Annotated in this window: 17 protein-coding genes and 1 tRNA gene; 8 read left to right on the top strand and 10 right to left on the bottom strand. The window is 51.0% G+C overall.

The features are described 5' to 3' along the window. Nucleotides 1–127 precede the first annotated feature (127 nt). Nucleotides 128–820 (top strand): two-component system response regulator TorR, encoded by a 693-nt coding sequence (torR, locus tag ACVXHP_RS18000; protein WP_447571956.1) that lies wholly within the window; start codon nt 128–130, stop codon nt 818–820. Here torR and torT read toward each other — a convergent pair. Next, complete coding sequence (gene torT, locus ACVXHP_RS17995; RefSeq protein ID WP_447571955.1) at nt 793–1,824, bottom strand: TMAO reductase system periplasmic protein TorT; 1,032 nt, start codon at nt 1,822–1,824, stop codon at nt 793–795. The two genes, torR and torT, sit on opposite strands and share 28 nt — an antisense overlap. Nucleotides 1,825–1,906: 82 nt before the next feature. Between torT and torS the strand changes: the two genes are divergently transcribed. Beyond that, nucleotides 1,907–4,663, top strand: a complete 2,757-nt coding sequence (gene torS / locus ACVXHP_RS17990) for a TMAO reductase system sensor histidine kinase/response regulator TorS (RefSeq protein ID WP_447571954.1) — start codon at nt 1,907–1,909, stop codon at nt 4,661–4,663. 38 nt (nt 4,664–4,701) lie between these two features. Here torS and ACVXHP_RS17985 read toward each other — a convergent pair. Together ACVXHP_RS17985 and ACVXHP_RS17980 are read right to left on the bottom strand one after the other, a co-directional pair. After that, nucleotides 4,702–4,778: transfer RNA gene (locus tag ACVXHP_RS17985), tRNA-Arg, on the bottom strand. Nucleotides 4,779–4,816: 38 nt separating this feature from the next. Next, nucleotides 4,817–4,996, bottom strand: a complete 180-nt coding sequence (locus tag ACVXHP_RS17980) for a hypothetical protein (RefSeq protein ID WP_137370905.1) — start codon at nt 4,994–4,996, stop codon at nt 4,817–4,819. A gap of 37 nt (nt 4,997–5,033) precedes the next feature. Here ACVXHP_RS17980 and fimW point away from each other — a divergent pair, with 37 nt between their 5' ends. The 3 genes from fimW (at nt 5,034) to fimZ (ending at nt 7,954) form a co-directional block, all read left to right on the top strand. Beyond that, nucleotides 5,034–5,627 (top strand): fimbria biosynthesis transcriptional regulator FimW, encoded by a 594-nt coding sequence (gene fimW, locus ACVXHP_RS17975; RefSeq protein WP_447571953.1) that lies wholly within the window; start codon nt 5,034–5,036, stop codon nt 5,625–5,627. A 385-nt stretch (nt 5,628–6,012) separates the two neighbouring features. After that, on the top strand, nt 6,013–6,735 hold the full coding sequence (gene fimY / locus ACVXHP_RS17970; protein ID WP_316129009.1) for a fimbria biosynthesis regulator FimY: 723 nt from the start codon (nt 6,013–6,015) through the stop codon (nt 6,733–6,735). A 586-nt stretch (nt 6,736–7,321) separates the two neighbouring features. Further along, nucleotides 7,322–7,954: a fimbria biosynthesis transcriptional regulator FimZ gene (fimZ, locus tag ACVXHP_RS17965; RefSeq protein WP_200007553.1), complete on the top strand. Its 633-nt coding sequence runs from the start codon at nt 7,322–7,324 to the stop codon at nt 7,952–7,954. A 49-nt stretch (nt 7,955–8,003) separates the two neighbouring features. Here the strand turns inward: fimZ and sfmF are convergent, their stop codons facing one another. The 6 genes from sfmF to fimA form a co-directional block, all read right to left on the bottom strand. After that, complete coding sequence (gene sfmF / locus ACVXHP_RS17960; protein ID WP_200007555.1) at nt 8,004–8,540, bottom strand: fimbria assembly protein; 537 nt, start codon at nt 8,538–8,540, stop codon at nt 8,004–8,006. Then, a complete protein-coding gene (gene fimH, locus ACVXHP_RS17955) occupies nt 8,533–9,540 on the bottom strand; it encodes a type 1 fimbria D-mannose specific adhesin FimH (RefSeq protein WP_316129004.1) in 1,008 nt (335 codons plus the stop codon). Before fimH ends, sfmF begins: the two co-directional genes overlap by 8 nt. A gap of 4 nt (nt 9,541–9,544) precedes the next feature. After that, a complete protein-coding gene (locus ACVXHP_RS17950) occupies nt 9,545–12,166 on the bottom strand; it encodes a fimbrial biogenesis usher protein (RefSeq protein ID WP_447571952.1) in 2,622 nt (873 codons plus the stop codon). 7 nt (nt 12,167–12,173) lie between these two features. Further along, on the bottom strand, nt 12,174–12,866 hold the full coding sequence (fimC, locus tag ACVXHP_RS17945) for a type 1 fimbria chaperone FimC (protein WP_304696833.1): 693 nt from the start codon (nt 12,864–12,866) through the stop codon (nt 12,174–12,176). Between the two features lie 41 nt (nt 12,867–12,907). Continuing rightward, entirely contained in the window at nt 12,908–13,441 is a 534-nt protein-coding gene (gene fimI / locus ACVXHP_RS17940; protein WP_087857085.1) for a type 1 fimbrial protein subunit FimI, read from the bottom strand. Nucleotides 13,442–13,518: 77 nt separating this feature from the next. Next, entirely contained in the window at nt 13,519–14,073 is a 555-nt protein-coding gene (fimA, locus tag ACVXHP_RS17935; protein WP_316129005.1) for a type 1 fimbrial major subunit FimA, read from the bottom strand. A gap of 574 nt (nt 14,074–14,647) precedes the next feature. Between fimA and folD the strand changes: the two genes are divergently transcribed. From folD to ACVXHP_RS17920, 3 genes are all read left to right on the top strand, one after another. Further along, a complete protein-coding gene (gene folD / locus ACVXHP_RS17930) occupies nt 14,648–15,514 on the top strand; it encodes a bifunctional methylenetetrahydrofolate dehydrogenase/methenyltetrahydrofolate cyclohydrolase FolD (protein ID WP_003021887.1) in 867 nt (288 codons plus the stop codon). 1 nt (nt 15,515) lies between these two features. Further along, complete coding sequence (gene ybcJ / locus ACVXHP_RS17925; RefSeq protein WP_016152124.1) at nt 15,516–15,728, top strand: ribosome-associated protein YbcJ; 213 nt, start codon at nt 15,516–15,518, stop codon at nt 15,726–15,728. Between the two features lie 124 nt (nt 15,729–15,852). Beyond that, a complete protein-coding gene (locus tag ACVXHP_RS17920) occupies nt 15,853–16,377 on the top strand; it encodes a metal-dependent hydrolase (RefSeq protein WP_447571951.1) in 525 nt (174 codons plus the stop codon). Nucleotides 16,378–16,467: 90 nt separating this feature from the next. On the opposite strand, the gene cysS is transcribed toward ACVXHP_RS17920, so the two are convergent. Then, nucleotides 16,468–17,853, bottom strand: a complete 1,386-nt coding sequence (gene cysS / locus ACVXHP_RS17915; protein ID WP_447571950.1) for a cysteine--tRNA ligase — start codon at nt 17,851–17,853, stop codon at nt 16,468–16,470. Between the last annotated feature and the right edge of the window lie 104 nt (nt 17,854–17,957).

Genomic DNA, 17,957 nt, shown 5'->3' with positions numbered 1-17,957 from the left:
GCCCCTGTAATTATATGGTTTAGTTACAGAGGATCTTATTTACCAAATGTGAACAGCAACACTGGTCAGGATGAATGGCTTACGGCACAATGTGAACAGATATGAACAGAAAGAGACAGCAACCAGCATGTCGCATCACATTGTCATTGTTGAAGATGAGCCGGTCACCCAGGCGCGATTACAGGCTTACTTCGAACAGGAAGGTTATCACGTCTCGGCCACCGCCAGCGGAGCTGGCCTGCGTGAAATCATGTTGCAACACCCTGCCGACTTGATTCTGTTAGACATCAATCTCCCGGACGAAAATGGCTTGATGCTGACGCGAGCCCTGCGCGAACGCTCAACGGTGGGCATCATTCTGGTGACGGGTCGCAGCGACCAAATCGATCGTATTGTGGGCCTGGAAATGGGGGCAGATGATTATGTCACCAAACCGTTAGAGCTACGTGAATTGGTGGTTCGGGTGAAAAATTTACTCTGGCGGATCGATCTTGCCCGCCAGGCGCAGCCGGAGACCAAAGACAACTGCTATCAGTTTGCCGGATATTGTCTGAATGTCTCCCGCCATACCCTGGAGCTTGGCGATGAGGCCATCAAACTCACCCGCGCCGAATATGAAATGCTGGTCGCCTTTGTCACTAATCCGGGGGAAATTCTCAGTCGGGAACGCTTATTGCGCATGCTTTCCGCACGACGGGTAGATAATCCGGACTTACGCACCGTGGACGTTCTGATCCGCCGTTTGCGCCACAAGCTGCGGGCTGATTTACTGGTGACACAGCACGGGGAAGGCTATTTTTTAGCAGCCGATGTGTACTGATACAGATAAACAGGACGAAATCCGCCGGGTGACAGTGAACGCTGAACATGCCGGCTGTCCGCATTTTTCGACGTAAGTACGAGGATTGGCGGACTGATATTTTCCGGCACCGACTGTCCTTGTAACACTCTGATAGCCTGCTGAATCGCCAGTTCGCCTTGCCAGACCATTTGATCGCTGGCAGCCATAATAATTCTTTCGCGTTTAAGCCCGCGATACACCTGATGCGACAAATAAAAAGAGACCACGGTCAATGGCGTTCCCTGATTACGTCTCTCCCCCATCGCCGCTTCTGCCGCAATTGCCGTACCGGCAACCACATCGGCATCCGGGTGACGCTCAAGCATCTCCTGCAGCAGGTTACGCTGTATTTCAATATCATTATCGCCCAACGCCATATCCACAATCTGAACCTGACTACCGGCAATCGCCTGGCGGAATCCATCCGCCATCTCACGACTGCCGCCTGCGTCATCAGGGCCGGGCAATAATAAAACTTTTAGTGGCCTGCCACCGCTCCATTTAACCAGATAGCGGCCTGGCTGATACCCCATCTGGAACCACGGCACCCCAACCCGGGCTTTGACCGTTGCGTCATGTATCGCATTCACCACCTCAATAACCGGCAGCGTGCCCACCTGCGCCTGCAAATCCGGAAAAGTCGTCGTGCTGCTGCCTAACAATATGGCATCCGCGCCCCATTGCTGACACTGGGCGATTTGCGATTTTTGTGTGCTAAACTGGCGATACCCTCCCGCTTCAAACACCTTCAGGTTTACCCCATATTTTCTCGCGGCCTCAAGCATGCCGTAATTGACTGAAAGCCAATAGGAATCCTTCAGACTGGGATACAGCGCGCACAGTTTCCATGGCTTGTTTGCCGTCACGGTCATTTGCGATTGCGGGACAGCCTGCTGCGTATCCTGCCAGCGCAGCAATAGGGACCCGGTCGCGTGACCCAGACCGGGAAAAAGTGTGATCAGCAGGAAAAGCAATACGCGCATGATAGCCTCATCATTGATAAGGCTTTATCCTAGTTGCTTTCCTCTTTTGGACTCAACCTTTTTAATCTGTGGCGACCAGACAGTGAATTTATCTCTGACAAAACGACTGTGGATTGGCTTTGCGCTGATGGCGGCACTGACCCTCATCAGCACACTGGTAGGCTGGTATAACCTGCGTTTTGTCAGCCAGGTTGAGCAGGCCAATACCCAGGCGCTCATGCCGACCATGGATATGGCGCGCCAGCTCAGCGAAGCCAGCGCCTGGGAACTGTTTGCCGCGCAGAATCTGACCACCGCAGATAATGAAAACATGTGGCTGGCTCAGGGACGGATGTTAACCGCCCAAAGCCTGAAAATCACTGCATTACTGAAAACCCTTCGCGAGCAGGGCTTTGACACTTCGGCCATTGAACAACAGGAAAAAGAGATCGCCCAGTCGTTAAGCCATCAGGGGGAGATGGTTGGCGAGCGTTTGAAGCTACGCGATCAACAACAGCAACTCAGCCAGCAAATTGTTGAGGCCACCACAGACGTAGCCGAAATGGCGCGCGGTCAGGCCAGTAATGCCGCCACGTCTGCGGGCGCTACTCAGGCCAGCATTTATGATCTGATTGAGGGCCATCAGGGCCAGGCCGCTGAACAAGCGCTGGACAGACTGATTGATATCGATCTGGAATATTACAATCAGATGAACGAACTGCGTCTGAGCGCGTTACGGGTGCAGCAAATGGTGATGAATCTGGGGAATAACCAGGCGCAGAATAACCTGACGGCGCTGGAAACCCAGCTCGATGCCGCTGTCAGAGTGCTTCACCGCCGACAAATTCGTATTGAGGATCCGGTGGTACGCGCTCAGGTTGCCAACACCGTCGATACGATTGGCCGTTATGTTGATTTGCTGGCCCTGTATCGACAGGATAATGACATCACCACCCAGTTACAGATCTTATCGCAGAATAATATCGAGCAATTCACCCGTTTCAGTAGCGAAGTCAGTCAACTGGTGGAAATCATCGGCCAACGCAACCAGACCGGGCTGGCACATCTCAAACAAGCCAGCCAGCGCGGGCAAAACCTGTTGTTGCTATTGAGCGGCATCTCATTGTGCCTGTTGATTCTCATTCTTTGGCGTGTGGTTTATCGCTCAGTCACTCGTCCGCTGGCACAGCAGACGCAGGCGTTACAGCGCCTTCTGGAAGGCGATATTGATTCCCCCTTCCCGGAAACCGCGGGCGTTCGTGAACTGGATACCATTGGTCGTTTGATGGATGCCTTTCGTACCAGCGTTCATACGCTCAATAGCCATCGTGAGCATCTGGCAGCTCAGGTTAAAGCTCGCACCGCAGAGCTTCGTTCTCTGGTATATGAACACCGACAGGCACGCGCTGAGGCCGAAAAAGCCAACCAGTCGAAATCGGCGTTTCTTGCCGCCATGAGCCATGAAATACGCACTCCGCTGTATGGGATCCTTGGCACCGCGCAATTGCTCTCAGACAATCCCGCTCTGGCGCAGCATCGGGACAATTTACGCGCCATCACCGACTCGGGTGAGTCTCTACTGGCCATCCTTAACGATATACTGGACTATTCCGCCATCGAAGCAGGGGGGAAAAATGTGGCGATCGGCGATGAACCTTTTGAACACAAACCGTTGCTGGAAAGTACGCTTCAACTCATGCGCGGCCGCGTCACGGGTCGACCCGTCGAGTTGGTAGCAGAATTTGCCGATGACGTCCCCGTTGCCCTCCGCGGCGATCCGCGGCGCATCCGACAAATTATTACTAACTTATTAAACAACGCACTACGCTTTACCGATCATGGACACATCATCCTGCGTAGCCGGCGTGCAAACAAAGACTGGTATATCGAGGTTGAAGACACCGGGTGCGGGATTGCCCCCTCCCGTCAGCGCGATATCTTTCAACCGTTTGTACAAGTCAGCGGCAAACGTGGGGGAACCGGGCTGGGACTCACCATCAGCGCAAGTCTGGCTCAGGCGATGCAGGGAGAATTGAGCGTGACCAGTACACCCGGTGTCGGAAGCTGTTTTCGACTGCGTTTACCATTACGCGCGGCCGCAATGCCCATGGTTAAATCCATCCAACACACGGTATCGTTACAAGGTTTGCGTTTATTGCTTATTGAGGATAATCCCCTCACGCAGCGCATCAGCACTGAAATGCTCACTCTCAATGGTGCGCAGGTCACCGCTGCCGACAGCGCTGCTCAGGCACTAAAAATATTGCAGGAAGATGCTCGCTATGACGCTGCCCTGGTTGATTTCGATCTGCCGGATATCGACGGTATCACGCTGGCACAACAGTTAACCCGCGCGTATCCTGGGCTTAACCTGATTGGCTTTAGCGCGCACGTTATCGACGAAACGCTTAGCCAAAGAACCAGCGCCTTGTTTCTCGGCATTATTCAAAAACCGGTCCCCCGGGATGAACTCAGTCGGCTGATTACCCATTATCTGTGCGATAACGAAGCCATTTCGCAAATCCCTGGGGATGAAAGCGCACGATTGGACACTCAGCAATTGGCCGACGATATCCAGACCATGGGGAAGCAAAAAGTACATGAATGGTTAGCACTCTTTAAGCAACATACCCTGCCTTTATTAGATGACATTGACGCTGCACGCGCAGAAGGCGAATACGAGCAGCTAAAGCGCCTGGCGCATCAGCTTAAAAGCAGTTGTGCCAGCATGGGAATGCACGCAGCCAGCAAGATGTGTGCCGCGCTTGAACAACAGCCGTTTGCGGACTTTTCACTCAGAGAGGAAGTGCAACGCAGTCTTAATGAAGTAGAAATATGGCTGGAAAAGAAAGGTTCTTAGCGGTACGCAGAAGCTAAGAATTGGGGCTTACTTTGAAATGGTACGCCCTGTAGGATTCGAACCTACGACCTACGGCTTAGAAGGCCGTTGCTCTATCCAACTGAGCTAAGGGCGCATTGTGAAGTGATAACTTCATGCAGAGAAACGCGTGAATTATACGGTCAGCGCTTGCTGAGTCAATGCCTTTTGTTTCAGTTGCTGGCGAAGTGTACGAATGTTGATTTTTTCTGGCCGTTCAAGGGTATCCAGGAAATCACCTGGTAACAACTCAGCCCGCATAGCGCCAGATTTAAGGATACATGTATTTAGAATATTTATGATTTTGCTTAACATTCCCCTACCCTCTTTCCAGCGGTTCAGGAACTCTTCAATGTTAAGTATCGCCATCAAGGAAGAAAATAGTCACTTCGAACACGGGCTGAAAATCATTATTTCCCATCTGGCAAATCAGTGGCATCAGGAGATTAGTTTTTTGCCTGTCGAGGATATCGATCGCGCCGACATCGCGTTTATCTCACTGGATGAAGATTGGCTCAGCGCCGAATGCTATCAGGTTCCGGTTCATACCAGGCGCCAACACCGAGTGGTTATCTGCAACAGAAACGATAAAGATAAGCTCATGTTCCGGCCCTGCCTTTACATGTTGCCGCTGATCTATCGGGAAGATGACGTTGACGAGATCACCAAAAAGTTAGTCCCCATTTTGCAAAAACGCGCGCTACGCCACAGCGTGCCGGCGACTATCTGCCATTACTGCACCACCCGCAACTTTTCTATCGCGGAGCGCCAGTTCTTAATGTTTCTCGCCAGTGGGTATACGTTAGCCGAAACCGCTCACCTGCTCTCAATCAGCGATATCCATGCCAAAGCGACCCGTCGCAGCATTATGAAAAAGCTGCACGTGAAAAACGATCAGCAATTCTTAAGATACATCCGGGCGCATCTGAACTTTCTACAAAATTAGGTGGAGCCTCTCCGCCTAATTTTTTATTGAGAAATATCTCACCATCAATTAAGTATCGGCTCCTACTGTACCTATCACCTGACTGCCAGAATAATCCAGCCATACTATTTATGAGGTAACCGAAAGGCACACCAGGTAATATTTTACCTAATCCCAGAGAGAGGTTGCACTGATAAAACGATCTTTTGGGCATTGAGTAAGACATCAGAAAACTTCCGGCAGATTATTCTGATGGGATACTCAATTGCCAGTCTGGTGATTGTTGAAGACATTGAAACCCAACGGCACAAGGGAACTCACCGTCGCGCTGGAAAAATTTGGGTCAGGGATGTTTGTTGTCAGCAATTTATCCAGACCTGCCGCAACAGAAATGGAATGGAAACGGATGCACAGCGCAAAACGCCGGGAACGACATCGCCGTATACGAAACGCTAACTGTACCCATCAATATCCTCACTGTACCTCACAGGTACTCGACCAGATCGAGTATCTGGCGCAAAAAATCGAATATACCATACCGGGCGACACTATATCTCAGGCGATTATTACGGCGGACTATTATCTTGCCTACTCACTGAGCCGCCATTTATTTTCAGGCACTCGCACCGCGATCTTCCGGTCCATTGAATCGGCGCTGGTCTGCCTGCAAAAGTCGGTCATTAGTCAGTTAGTGGTTGATATGGAAGGTTTAACAAGTTCTTACTTCGATATTCTTCAGTGCTTGCGTCAACTAATTAAACAGCGGGATGATATCCAAATCTTCATATTACTTTCCAGTCATGATGAGGACCTTAAAAATTTCATATCACTGTCTGGCCCATTTTATATCTTATCACGCAGTCTCCACCTCCCAGAGATGCGTCAGGCGTTATTATCCCCGGTGCTTAATTATATTCATTCCAGGCGCATGAAGCAGGTCGATTGGGAGATGATTGCCTTACTTTTACAAGGTAACTCCTTAAAAAAGATTGCTCAGTTACAGACACAACCCTACCACCGTATCATCTATCGCCTGAACCAGTTGATTACACGCCTGGGATTACCAAACCGGCAACGTTTTTTGCATCTGATACATCGCCTCAACGTTACCTCTCATCATTTAATTTAACACCATAACTCCATGTACAGTAAGATTTTTTAGGAAATTACTTATTTTCGCATGAGAAAATTGATCCAATTTTCACAAATATTTAATATTTACAACTATTCCTGGTATTATGGTTACTACCTCTTCGACACTTAACCCCACTGTTTCTGCGTACATCATACGAAAATAACCCTCCCGCTGACTTAACAAAACCTAAACAATTAGCTTATTGTATCGTTTTTACTATTTAAAATAAATTTTCAATCTGCCATAATTCGAACCACAGATAAATAATACCAATAGTCATTAACACATCTGGATCTTTCAGAACATCCTAACTGGCATTAACATTCGGGATGTTGTAAGTCTTTTCCGCAAGAGCGGAGCAGGTATAATCCTCACTGTTTCCTGATTAATTGTTAGTTTTCCCGGTGTGAAATGGATGTTCCACAAATTCATTGTTCTGTAGAAGAACAACCGAATAAACAAGGACGAAATAGTATTTATTCGGTTCTCCTCAGAACAACTCTTGGCTATTTGACAATATTATAACGCCTGATGTTTTATCAAATTCGCAAGATACGCAAACAGTTTGAGGCATACAACAATGAAACCAGCATCCGTTATCATTATGGACGAACACCCTATTGTCAGAATGTCGATAGAAGTTCTACTCGAAAAAAACAGTAATATCCAGGTTGTACTGAAAACCGATGACAGCCGCGCGGCAATAGAACATCTCCGCACGTACCCTGTCGATCTTGTCATCCTGGATATTGAACTGCCTGGCTCTGATGGGTTTACATTACTCAAGAGAATAAAATCATTGCAGGAGAAAACTCGGGTGCTATTTCTGTCTTCAAAATCTGAGTCTTTTTATGCCGGGCGCGCTATTCGCGCCGGGGCAAATGGTTTTGTCAGTAAACGAAAGGATCTAAATGATATCTACAATGCGGTAAAAATGATTTTATCAGGATATTCTTTCTTCCCTTCGGACACACTTAACTTTATTAACAATGTAAATGTGCAAAAAGGTGTATTAAATGATATGCCGCTCTCTAACCGCGAAGTTACGGTTTTGCGTTATCTGGCAAACGGGCTATCCAATAAGGAAATTGCTGAGCAGTTGCTACTCAGTAATAAAACGATTAGCGCACACAAGGCTAATATCTACTCCAAGCTCGGTTTGCATACCATCGTTGAACTGATCGACTACGCCAAAATGCATGAATTAATGTAACAACACTCCCGGCGAGATGTCGTTCGGGAGTGTTTTGTCAACGCAATTATTAGTTATAGTTAATCATAAATGTGGCATCGGCCCTGGCGACACCGGGCTGCACCCCATCAGCCAGCGCGATATAGTTGGCAAAAAAAGTCAGCGTGGCATTGCCATTCTCATCAATACCGACAGTCTGGCTGGCCTGCTCAAGCGGCAATCGCGTCCGGTCACTATCGCGCAACTCAATCGCCACCTTTTGCGCCATAAGCGCATTATCAAGCGCCAGTAGCGTAGTGCCTGGGGCCGGAGTCCCGGAAAACGTTATCGACGCGGATCCCGGCGGGCAGCCTTCAAGCTTCAGCGTAAACGAGACCGGTTGGGTGGTGTCTCCGCTGGTCTGTAACTGCTTTGTCGGCCAGGTGCCTAAATCAACCGACTTATTGCTGTCGCTGGCAATCACCGCGCAGGTAAAATCCACCACGTTACCGCGCAGTTCAATATTGATTTCACCCAGCGACGAGGCGGCCTGGCATAAAGCGCTGAATGCCAGCATCGGCATAATCGCCAGAAATGCCCATGCGGCGGGCGTTTGCTTATTAGTCATAGTCCACTCGCAGATAGCCACGGGCAGTAAAAGGCCCTTCCGTGGGTTTATTGCCCGTCACGCTGACAGGCCATGTCCGGATCCCAACACTCGCCGCGGCGTTATCATCCAGTTGAAATGGAATAGTACTGGACAGATTGTTGGGCGTGAGTGGATTACCGCGGCTGTCGGCGACAATGAAACCTAAATCCGGGTTATTTGAAACCATCATTTGCCCGGAGGCTTTTTCTGCTTCTACCCGCATGGTTAAGTAGGCCTGAGCGGCAACGTTGGTGCATTTTATGGCCACCGTTTTGGTCTGCGGATTGATGCCTTCAGGCTTATTGCCCGCGCCCGCCTTGCTAAACAACGATGCGCCAATATCGCCAAAATCAAACTCGACAATCTGCCCGGCGTTCACTTCGCAGTTTTGTGGAACCTCCACCTTACCGCTGTAGCTGATAGTATAAACCGGTGTGCTCAGCGCATCTCCGGTACTGGTGGTGACATAGACTCTGAACATCGTCTGCCGGGGGATGGGCACCATGTTAATAAACGAGCGGATCACTTTGAGTTTAAACACCAGCTTTGAATCCATTACGCCAAAAGGTTGCTGCTTAGGCACGTTAGGGTGAGTCCCCATGCGGATATAATTACGCGGGGGATAAAACAACCCGGCGTAGCTGTCGGTAATGCTCATGGCCCCCAGCAGGTAGTCATTGAGTTTCAGGTATTGAAAACCACCCTCAGTACTTTGAACTGGAAGTTCAGTGACATAGCTTCGATAGGTGTAATCCACCGTTGTCCCTGCCGGACAGGTGGCATTAACGCCAACCCAACCCGATTTTTCCGGTAACGTCACCACCTGTCCCGGCTGGTTGTTGCTGCTGTTAAAGACATTCGACAGATCGTAAAAAACATCCGTTGGTGTGCCATTTGAATTGTGGCAGACCGTCGCCCAGGACGGTTGTGCCATCAGCAGCAAAGTGCTTGCCAGTAACAAACCTGTTTGTCGTTTCATCGTATTATTCCTGTCGTGCCGCTGGCGATTCGCACGTTACATTTGTGCGCGTCACCGCCTGTTTCAGGCTCTCTTCAGGCAAGGCATAATGCGCCACGCAGCGAGCGTTTGCGCCTTCCCCCCATTGGATCAGCAACTCGCCTTTAAGCGGCAGGCCGCTCAGATAAATTTGCCCGTCTTCACCCACCATGCTGGTCACGCCGCTGGTGTTTTCACGCACAACGGAGCCAAATGGCACAGGTTTGCCGGCATATTTCGCCGTCATCAGCGCCCGTACACCGATACGTGTATCAAATGCCGCTCGCACCAATGCCCCTTGCGTTGGCACGACGCTGCTGACGTTGTTTTCCACATCGGTATTGTTATTCATTGAATTGGTGTCTAACGCGACACGGTTATAGCGATAGACAGTGGCATACGGCATCACCGCGTATCCACGCCAGTCGGTCTGCACGCCGGTCTGGTTTTCTATCCGCACACCCTGAGCGCCAGGTGCTTTAACCAACACATTGGTATCGCCGAGCGGTTGACTAAGCGTAATGCCGTCCGCATGCCCTACCACGCCGCCGGAGAGCTGCCAGTTGTAGTCATGCTGGTCGCGGTCGTAGTTATATCCCACGCCAAGCGTGCCATAGGCCGCCTGCCAGTTGGCGCTGGCGTTTCCGCTGTAACCATTGGTACTGCTGTGACCCTGATTCACGCTATAGCTCAGGTTACGACCATCCAGCAACGTACCGCCGATCCCGCTCTGCCAGCTATTTTGTCCGTTGCTATTGCGGTTGGCATTGAAGGTGGCGTAGGTGCGATCGAAGGCATTATCACGCGAGTAACGCCGCCCGCTCAGCAAGCTGAACGGGATGGACATATTGAACGCCAGAATGCGGTCGGTGTCGGAGATGCCGACCGATTCATTCCACGACCAGGAGAGTGAATAGCTAATCCCCTGCCAACCACTGGCATAGCCCAGTTGATACCAGGTATTGGTGTCTGAGGTATTCCAGTACGTTTGCTGGCTACCCGAGATATACAGCGATCCGTAATCCCCCAGATTCTGCGAAATGTTGATCTGAAAACGACCTTTCTTGCTGTAGCTCAAATTGTGGTAACTCTTCACATCCGGCACGTCGTGGCGATTGCCTTCACTGTCGTATTCGTACTCATAGCCTTCCATACTGCGATACGCGACATCGTCGAGGGTATAGAAGCCACGGGTAGAGTAGCGATAGCCCAACAGCTGAAAGTTAGTGCCAAAATTGTTCAATGATTTCGCATACAGGAAACGCAGCGACTGCCCCTGGTGCGTACTGTCATCCGCCAGTTGGCTGCGCGCATGGGTTAAATCGACGGAAACTGCCCCCCAATCCCCCAGATTTCGGCCGGTACCTAAAACCACCGCAGTGTAACGTGAGGCTAACTGCGTACCACCATAGGCGGTATACCCCTCTGGTAACCCGGCGATTAATGTTCCCTGGAAAAAGAACGGTGAGGATTGCTGGCTATTGCCGCTGCGAAAATCCCCGGCAACCACGTCATACTTGAAACGCCCTTCGCGCTGTAACAACGGAACCGTAGAGTACGGCACCGTATAGCGCTGCTGGCTACCGTCTTTCTCATCCACCGTCACCTCAAGGTCACCGCTGGAGGAGGTCGGGTTAAGGTCGGTTATCGCAAAAGCGCCCGGTGAAACATAGCTTTGATAAATCACGTAGCCATTCTGACGAATAGTCAGTTTCGCTGCGGTACGCGCAATGCCGCGCACGGTAGGCGCGTAACCTTGCAAGCTGTCGGGATACATGCTGTCTGAGGAATAGAGTCGCGCGCCACGAAAACCGACGCTGTCAAAAACGTCATTTCCGGTATTGCTGTCGCCCATCACCAGTTCGCCCTTCAGCGGGATAATCGCGCGCTGAAGCCATGTCCCGATGTTTTTCCAGCTTTGCGAATGGTATCCGTCACCTTTGGAATAGCTCCACGCGCCGTTGTTCCTCAGCCGCCAGGGACCATAGTTCAGGCCACTCAGCATGCTCAAGAAATAGCTGTCCGTATCGCTCCCGCGGCTGCCGGTAAAGTTATAGTTAACCAGTGCGGCCGGGATCCCTTCATCCCATTCATCCGGTGGGATGTAGCCGCGCGCGCTGTTTAACATCGACGCCTGCGGCAGACTGATGTTTAAGCGCAAAGTAGAAAAATCAAAGGCAATTTCACTGCCGGGAATCGCCTCAGGCAAATTGATACAGGTAGCGCTCGGATCCTTACTGAGTGCCGGAAACGCGGCAATATTAACGCCCAGGCGTTTCACCCAGTCGAGTCCAAAGCATGGAATCAGCCCACCAGACTTCTCCCCAGCTTTTCCCGCACTGCTGGCAAAACGTATGTCCTGGGTAGCAACGAATTCATCATTGCGCCAGATATCCACACGATAAACGCCTTCAGGCTGATGATTACCTTTTTCGAAACGTGATAAATCCGCCACGGTTGCCGTATCGGCAGATAAAAATGCCGGATTAAAATAGCTTTCCCCATGGCTTAAAGAGGGAAAGAGCGCCGCCAGCGTGGACAACGCCACCCCCGCCAGCGGTGGCGTAACCCCCGGTAACAGGCCAGGAAAATACGTTGTCTTATTCATCGTTATCTCAACGCACGCTAACCGTTTTGGCGGTGGTCACCGCGCCATAATCATTGACCGTCTGGAACGTAACGTTGCCCTGTGCGCCCGTTGGCAGCAGGACCTGCGTATCGCTTTTCGGCGCAACCATGACGTTATCGATTTTCGTTTTCCCCACATTGAGGTTGACCAACGTGACGTAGTACGCAGACGGATTGTTGATTTTCAGGTGGTTGCCGGAACGGGAAAACTGCAGCATTCCGGGGGCATCTTCCGGGATTTGCGGCAGATTATTTGGGCGGACAAAAAGTTTAATGCGCGACAAAATCGCCAGTTGCAGAACGTTTTTACCCTCAAGGCTGTTCTTATTGACTGACGGAATGGCTTTCACGTTCATCCAGAACAGCGATTCACGGTCCTTTGGCAGCGGTGCGCCTGCGTAGATGATACGCAACGTGTTTTCGCTTTTGGCCTCACTGACAAACAGCGGAGGCGTCACGACAAATGATTTTTCTTTAACCCCTGCGCTATTCTCGATCCATGAATTTACCAGGTAACGTTCTTTGGTATCGCTATTGCTAATAGACAGAGAAGTTTGCTTGGCCTCGGCTGGATAAATAACACGGGTAGCGCCTAATGCAATGCCTCCGGCAGCCTGCACACTGGCAGCAGAAAATAAGGCCAATAAAAGGATAAAACCTGATTTTAGATTATTAAACATAGCTACAAATACCTTTGATGCGATTATCGTTGGGAAATAAATCAGGGATAAACCAACGTAAACCACACGTCTGAACGAAGTATTCCCGGTGTGATATTTTCCGAGACGGCCCGATAGCGAGCGGTGAAATGGAACGTCATCTCTTGGGTGATAATCGGCGCGTAATGAAGCGGTAGCGCATTCGGAATAATTTGCCGTTGTCGCTCGTCAAATAACGCCAGACCAACTCCCGAAGATGCAGACGCATCGCCGCTGGCCAGAAAAACCTGCGGATCTTCCGCTGGCGTCACACCGGCAAACGCAATCCCGACGTGGTCATAAACATCAGAACTGCACGACGTTAATCGCAGTGAAAACGGTACGCTGGTGGAGGCAAAGCTTCCCGTTCCGGAGAAAGCATTGGTACGATATTGCCCCATTTGCACCCGCAAATTCTGGCTGTCGGTGGCGACCGTACAGGCGCCGTTAACGAGCTGCCCTCGTAAGTGGAGGCGTCCGCTTTCCAGTATTACCGTATGAGCAAGCGCAGGCATTACGCACAGCATTCCCGCCAGCGCCACGCCTTTCCCTATCATCTGCCGCATCCTTTTTCATCCCCGGATATTGCCTCATCCAATGAGGCGAACATCATCCTTGCGCGAATCTAAACGGCTTATTCGTACTTCATGATAAACGTCGCGTCGGCATTCGCCTGACCCGGCGTAGCGCTGGTCGCGGTCGCTTTATAACGGGCAGAGAAACGCAGGGTGTTAGTCCCTTCTACCAGCGCCTGAGCGGTAGAGAAGGTTGCCCCATCAGGCTTCAGCGCGGTGGACGTATTGTCCAGAATTTCAATCCCTACACCGCCTGCGGTAGTGCTGTTATCCGAGGAGGAAACGGCCAGCAGGTTATTGTTAGTGATGTCGGTCTGACCGGAGAAAGCAACCGCGGCGGTCGCAGCCACTTTCGGGTCACAGTCGTTCAGTACGATAGTGAACGGAATTTGTGCCGTCGTATCGCCTACTGCAGCAAAACTGGCGGTACGATATTGGCCTAAGGTAACAACCTGATCGGATGACTGAGTGCTGACTGCACAGGCTGCATTGACCAGTTCACCTTCAAAATGAACAGTACCACCGCTAACGCTTACCGGATCGGCCGCAACCGCTGCGCCCGCAACTAACATCAGGCTGGCAATAACAGAAGAGGTCATTAATTTACGTTTCATGGATTTCCCTTGAATTACACACATCCGGCTCCGGCGTCCTGCGGGATCCGTTTGAATCATTATCGACATTAAATGTCAGTCTAATTATCTCTGCATCCTGTAAAGATATATATCGCAAGAGAATTAGTTAACCTTTTACCCCTACTCTCCTGAGTATTTGATTCACTAATTAATCTTCGCGAATATGACTATTCGTCACAGCGTTAAATTAAACATTTCAATTAATGAAAAATACCTGCAAATCCTTTTAATGCTCCTGGCTAATTCTTATTGGGATCTAGGAAAAGTCTGGGTAAAAATGAGGTAAAAGACACCATAATCATACGTAACAGACTGGTTTATGGTGCATTAACCTTGAAAACACCAGGGTGATGAGTTGTTTCATTGACGTTAAATTTAATTAGCATGATCATGAGTTATGCGCAGGTCTACAGCGTCTGAACTGACCCTGCGCGCTAACTGGCTCCCCGCGATCGCACGTAAAAGCGCAAACGAAAACTGACAGCACGTTCTGCTTCTGACAAAATAGTGACATCCCCTTCGATTTAACGTAACAGACGGAATCCTCTCTCTGATGGCAGCAAAGATTATTGACGGTAAAACGATTGCGCAGCAGGTGCGCTCTGAGGTTGCTCAAAAAGTTCAGGCGCGTTTAGCGGCTGGATTACGCGCCCCAGGCCTGGCTGTTGTGCTAGTAGGTAGCAACCCGGCTTCGCAGATTTATGTCGCGAGTAAACGCAAAGCCTGTGACGAAGTGGGGTTTGTCTCCCGCTCTTATGACCTGCCTGAAACCACCAGCGAGGCGGAGCTTCTTGAGCTGATCGATACGCTCAATGCAGATACCACCATCGACGGTATCCTGGTACAACTGCCATTACCGGCAGGTATCGACAACGTTAAAGTGCTGGAGCGTATAGCACCGGATAAAGACGTAGACGGTTTCCACCCGTATAACGTTGGCCGTCTGTGTCAACGCGCGCCGCGTCTGCGTCCATGTACCCCGCGCGGGATTGTCACCCTGCTTGAGCGTTACAACATCGATACCTATGGTCTGAACGCCGTAGTGATTGGCGCCTCAAATATTGTCGGTCGCCCGATGAGCATGGAGTTGCTGCTGGCTGGCTGCACCACCACGGTCACCCACCGATTCACCAAAGATCTGCGTCGCCACGTAGAACATGCGGACCTGCTGATTGTTGCTGTCGGCAAACCTGGCTTTATTCCCGGCGAGTGGATTAAAGAAGGTGCGATTGTGATTGATGTCGGCATCAACCGTCTGGAGAATGGTAAGGTTGTTGGCGATGTGGTCTTTGAAGATGCAGCCGCTCGTGCGTCATATATCACGCCGGTTCCGGGCGGCGTAGGCCCAATGACTGTCGCCACACTTATCGAAAACACGCTACAGGCGTGTGTTGAATACCATGATGTAAAGGACGTTTAAGATGGCCACATTTTCACTGGGTAAACACCCTCACGTTGAACTCTGCGATTTGCTGAAGCTGGAAGGTTGGAGCGAAAGCGGCGCCCAGGCCAAGATTGCTATTGGCGAAGGCTTAGTGAAGGTCGATGGCGCTGTTGAAACGCGTAAACGCTGTAAAATCGTTGCCGGACAGACCGTCAGCTTTGAAGGCCACAGCATTAACGTCGTGGCGTGACCCGAGTGCCGGATGAGGTTAACGCCCTGTCCGGCCACTTCCCCGTCTCATTTTCAGATAATAACTTCATCCCCACTTCACAGTGAACAGTTAGCATGTTGTTTTTCCACTCGAAGCGAACATCATGCCAACCATCGTTACTCACGCGGCCGTTCCACTCTGTTTAGGATTAGGTCTAGGACTTAAAGTCATCCCCCCGCGATTACTGTTTACTGGCGTCATTCTGGCGATGCTGCCGGATGCCGACGTACTGTCGTTTAAGCTTGGCGTCGCCTACGGCAACGTGTTTGGCCACCGTGGATTTACGCACTCACTGCTGTTCGCCTTTGTCGTGCCGCTACTTTGCGTATTGATTGGCCGACAATGGTTTAAAGCAGGATTGATTCGCTGCTGGCTATTCCTGACGGTTTCACTGCTGTCGCACAGTGTGCTGGATTCAGTCACCACCGGTGGCAAAGGCGTCGGCTGGCTATGGCCGTGGTCGGATGAACGCTTTTTCGCGCCGTGGCAGGTGATTAAAGTCGCGCCGTTCGCGCTGTCACGCTACGCGACCCCTTACGGGCATCAGGTGATTATTTCGGAATTATTATGGGTGTGGCTACCGGGAATGATGATGATGGGTGTGCTGTGGTGGTATCGAAAATATTAATCTGCCGGATGCGACGCGCTGCGTCTTATCCGGCCTACACTCGCTCTTTTGTAGGCCCGGTAAGCGTAGGCGCCACCGGGCATTACAGAGTTACTTACGACGCCAGGTGGTGCCCTGCGGACCATCTTCCAGCACGATGCCCATCTCGTTGAGACGGTCACGCGCGGCGTCGGCTGCCGCCCAGTCTTTGGCTTTACGCGCGTCCAGACGCTGCTGGATTAACGCTTCAATTTCAGCCACTTCACCGTCATCCGCCTGCGCGCCGCTTTGCAGAAACGCTTCCGGATCCTGTTCCAGCAAGCCCAGCACTCTGGAGAGCTTGCGCAGATGCGCAGCCATACCGTTAGCCGCCGCCATATCTTCCCCCTTCAGGCGGTTAACTTCACGCGCCATATCAAACAGCACGGAGTAAGCTTCCGGCGTGTTGAAGTCATCGTCCATCGCTTCAATGAAACGCGCTTCAAAGGCCTCGCCACCCGCAGGAGCAACGGATTTGTCGGTACCGCGCAGCGCGGTGTACAGACGTTCCAGCGCGGAACGCGCCTGTTTCAGGTTCTCTTCACTGTAGTTCAACTGGCTGCGGTAATGACCCGACATCAGGAAGTAGCGAATGGTTTCGGCGTCGTAGTATTTCAGCACGTCGCGCACGGTAAAGAAGTTGCCCAGCGATTTGGACATTTTCTCGCGGTCAACCATCACCATCCCGGAGTGCATCCAGTAGTTCACGTATTCGCCATCGTGCGCACAGGTGGACTGGGCGATTTCATTTTCATGGTGCGGGAACATCAGGTCGGAGCCACCACCGTGAATATCGAAATGGTTGCCCAACTGTTTGCAGTTCATCGCCGAACACTCGATGTGCCAGCCCGGACGACCAGCGCCCCATGGAGACGGCCAGCTCGGTTCACCCTCTTTGGACATTTTCCATAATACGAAGTCCATCGGGTTGCGCTTCACGTCAACCACGTCAACGCGAGCGCCTGCCTGCAGCTGATCCAGATCCTGGCGTGACAGCTGACCGTAGTTCGGGTCAGTCGGGACGTCGAACATAACGTCGCCGTTATCGGCAACATAAGCGTGACCTTTGGCGATCAGCTGTTCGGTGATCTCAATAATCTCGGCGATATGGTGCGTAGCGCGAGGTTCCAGGTCCGGGCGCAGAATATTCAGCGCATCGAAATCGCTATGCATTTCCGCAATCATACGATCGACCAGCGCGACAAAGCTCTCGCCGTTTTCATTTGCGCGCTTGATGATTTTGTCGTCAATATCGGTAATGTTGCGCACATACTTCAGCTTATAGCCGAGGAAGCGCAGATAACGCGCAACGACGTCGAAAGAAACGAAAGTACGTCCGTGGCCAATATGACAGAGATCGTAAACGGTAATACCACACACGTACATGCCGACTTCCCCGGCATGAATAGGTTTGAATTCCTCTTTTTGGCGCGTCAGTGTATTAAAGATTTTTAACATCGAAGATTCCGTGTAGACGTGTGTGGATAGTAAAGTCTGTATAATACCCATAATTTAGACCGGAAGCAGCACACTTTGCGAGGTGATCGCAGCTTGCGGTTATG

The sequence above is a fragment of the Citrobacter freundii complex sp. 2025EL-00176 genome (assembly GCF_053309355.1).
Note: the sequence above shows the minus strand (reverse complement) of the source record. Positions and strands in the feature narration are given on the sequence as shown.